The sequence below is a fragment of the Microcystis sp. M53602_WE12 genome, from assembly GCF_030065455.1.
Classification (GTDB): domain Bacteria; phylum Cyanobacteriota; class Cyanobacteriia; order Cyanobacteriales; family Microcystaceae; genus Microcystis; species Microcystis aeruginosa.
This window is the reverse complement of sequence record NZ_JASJFB010000167.1, coordinates 1-3,056: the sequence shown is the minus strand read 5'-3', so window position 1 is coordinate 3,056 and position 3,056 is coordinate 1. Positions and strand designations below refer to the sequence as shown.

At 45.9% G+C, this 3,056-nt stretch carries 3 protein-coding genes and 1 pseudogene; 2 read left to right on the top strand and 2 right to left on the bottom strand.

All coding sequences use genetic code 11. The features are described 5' to 3' along the window. Positions 1–256: pseudogene (locus PX482_RS06545) on the top strand (hypothetical protein); the annotation flags it as partial. 37 nt (positions 257–293) lie between these two features. After that, positions 294–803 carry a YceD family protein gene (locus PX482_RS06540; protein ID WP_288122217.1) on the top strand — a complete coding sequence of 170 codons (510 nt, stop codon included), beginning with the start codon at positions 294–296 and terminating at the stop codon, positions 801–803. A gap of 62 nt (positions 804–865) precedes the next feature. Here the strand turns inward: PX482_RS06540 and PX482_RS06535 are convergent, their stop codons facing one another. Both PX482_RS06535 and PX482_RS06530 read right to left on the bottom strand, forming a co-directional pair. Next, complete coding sequence (locus PX482_RS06535; protein ID WP_288122216.1) at positions 866–1,828, bottom strand: glycosyltransferase family 9 protein; 963 nt, start codon at positions 1,826–1,828, stop codon at positions 866–868. Positions 1,829–2,074: 246 nt separating this feature from the next. After that, the gene (locus PX482_RS06530) at positions 2,075–2,677 is read right to left on the bottom strand and encodes a M23 family metallopeptidase (RefSeq protein ID WP_002762554.1); all 603 of its coding nucleotides are present in this window, start codon (positions 2,675–2,677) and stop codon (positions 2,075–2,077) included. Positions 2,678–3,056: the final 379 nt, after the last annotated feature.

Sequence of the window (3,056 nt, the reverse complement as noted above, 5' to 3'; positions counted from 1 at the left end):
GGCAAAAGGCAAGAGGCAAGAGGCAAGAGGCAAGAGGCAAGAGGCAAGAGGCAAGAGGCAAGAGGCAAGAGGCAAGAGGCAGCTTTGTTCTCCCCACACCCTACACCCCACACCCTACACCCCACACCCCACACCCCACACCCTACACCCTACACCCCAAAGTCTAGGACTGGTCTATGTCTCTAGAGGCGAGGGCTGCGATAAGCTGATAAAGGAAAGATTGTCACCGAGCAATTATGGTGGCGTTACTCGCTAACGCAGTTGACACCCGATAAATGATACAGGAGTTATCTATGGAAACTATTTTTATCCCCCACCTCCTCAAATCTCCTGATCGACAAAGAGTGATTATCACCGATAATTTTATCCCCGGTCTAGAAACCTTGACACCGGTGCGGGGAACCTTGTTGGTTAGACATGGGGGCAATTTTTTGGAAGTATCGGTGAAAGCGGAAACCATCGTCACTTTAACCTGCGATCGCTGTTTACAACAATATAATCATCGTCTGCAATTAAACACTTCCGAATTAATCTGGCTAGACAAAAATAAAGACTACGATAGCTCCTATCCTCTAGAGCGAGAAATAGCCTACGAAGACCTCTCGGAAACCCTCGATCCTAACGGGGATTTTGACCCGCAAATGTGGTTATACGAGCAGTTATGTCTAACTTTACCCCCCCGTCAACTCTGCGGAGCCAATTGTCAACCACCCGATTTTTTTCTTCCAGAAAATACTGCCATCGATGGTCGTTGGGCCTCCCTAGAATCCTTGAAAAGTCAGTTATCTCAATCGCAAAATTGAGCTTTGATGCTGATTTTTTTTCGGGTTTCGATCCCAGAGAAAAGCGATCAAAACCCGATTTTTTACTGGCCCCAAATCTTTTTCAGGACAGTTTCGGGGGTAATATCGGCGACTTTTCCCGTATTAGCTTCAATATATCGATGTAGCTCTCCCCCACTCGGTAAAACTCTCTTAGACAACGAAGGAACCAGCAGAGAGAGGGTATAGGTTCCCACGGCCACGGCTAACTGTAAAGGGACACTTTCGGTAGCTAACAATAAATTAGCACCGGCGATCATGGCCGCCATTTTACCGATATCGGCCGTTCTGGACACTTTTAAGTTATTATCCATGGCTTTGAGGGCTAAAACCCAAGCTTCATCTAGTTCTCCCTGGATTGCGACAATTGGCAACTCCGGTTGTTGATGGCGAATGCCTTGGATAATTTCTAGCCAACTCTCTAGGGGATAAAGCGTTTCCAGTCCTTGGCTGATGCTGAGATCGCTACCGCCGGCGTAGAGGAGAATATAGCCGCTATCCTTGATATTGAGGCGTTGCTGCTCCATTTGGGCCCAATCGATATCATCCCGATTCAATGTTATTTTTAAAGGTGGACAGGGTGCGGCAATCTTTAACCCTTTGACCAGTGCGTGATAATTATCCGCTAGATAGCCTTCCGTTGGCTGGGGTACTTGTTGCGATAAGAACCAGCTGCCATTATTTTCATAGCCTATACGGTTAAGAACACCATTTAACCAGAGTAAAAGGTTGATAGCAGGACGATTGGTGAGACTAATGGCGATTTCGTACTCCCGGTCCCGAATTACTCCCAAAATATTTAAATAATCCGCTAATCCGTACTGATCTCGATAGTCAAATAAAAGCACTTCCCTAACCTGGGGACAGAGACGATAGGCAGCCTTTGCTCTAGGTTCGACCAAAACATCAATGCTGCTTTGGGGGTAAGTTTGCTGGAGGGTTTCTAGAGTGGGAAAAAACAGCAGTTGATTGCTAATTCCTCCCGGTACAAGGGTTAATATTCGCATTTTATCTGGATATACCTGAATCGATCAGCTTAATTTTAGCAGTGTCCCTCGTTATTCATTGAACCTCTTGTAAAAATCACAAATTGTCCTGAGAGTTAGGAGTCAGTAGCCAGTAGCCAGTAGTCAGAATTGTGGGCTTTATTGATATAATACTTGTCTATTGTCTTTTTTCTACTCCTCTGTCTCCTCTCGACCGCCTCGGAGTCTCCTCACCTAAGGGAAGATTTTTGATTTTTGCAGGATATCTTAACTATTACCCGAAGGATTAGAACCGTACATAGCATTTAAAACCAAAGCGGGGTCAACGTATTGATTGCCGTACATCAGTCCCCAGTGCAGGTGTGGTCCGGTGGTGCGTCCGCTCATTCCCACTCTAGCCATGCGGGCCCCTGCCGGTATATCCTGACCGAGAGTAAGGACGATTCCCCCTGACCTATCAATCAAAAAAGTACCGCGGCTATCGGATTGAACCGAACCCATGAGATGACAATAAATATGTGTCCATTGACCGGATTGCATCTTAATCATGGTGCCACAGCCTGTATGATCCGATAACTCGACGATTCTGCCGGTCCACCAATTGCGAATATAACTGCCCAAGGGTGCGGCCAGATCTAACCCGGCATGAAATTGTTGACTGCCATCCATGGGAGAGGAACGATAACCGAAACCAGAGGTATAGGTTTGAAAGTTTTCCACGGGGAAGGAGGCCCCGGCCCAAGCATTTTGAGCTATGAGGGTGGGATTAGCTTTAACGGGGTGTAAACGGTCAAATCCTAGAGAAATTAACGTTACAAGACAGCTAATCGCTAAAAAACGCAGGAATTTAACAGGCAGATACTTGAGCATGAGACTTACTCCAAACACCACAATTCAATATACCGCTAATTTTACCGGCGGCTTTTAACCGATATTTTAGTTATGTTTTGAGTTATTATTGACGATTGGTTAGCAGTTGACAACATTTCCCCTCAGGCTGCCAATTCCCCGACTCCCCCACTTAATTTTTATTTTTTACTGACTTGTAAGTAGGGAGGCACAATTATTTGTAGGATGGGTTAGCGGTAGCGTAACATGAGCGGGCGTCGGGTTTCATGCTTCAACCCAACCTACGTTCTCCGTTCATCTTATATTTAATTCCACCCACCCACTTACCATGTTAGACCTAAAGCAAATTAGAGAAAATCCAGAGGAAGTACAGAAACGCTTAGATAGTCGGGGAGGGAGT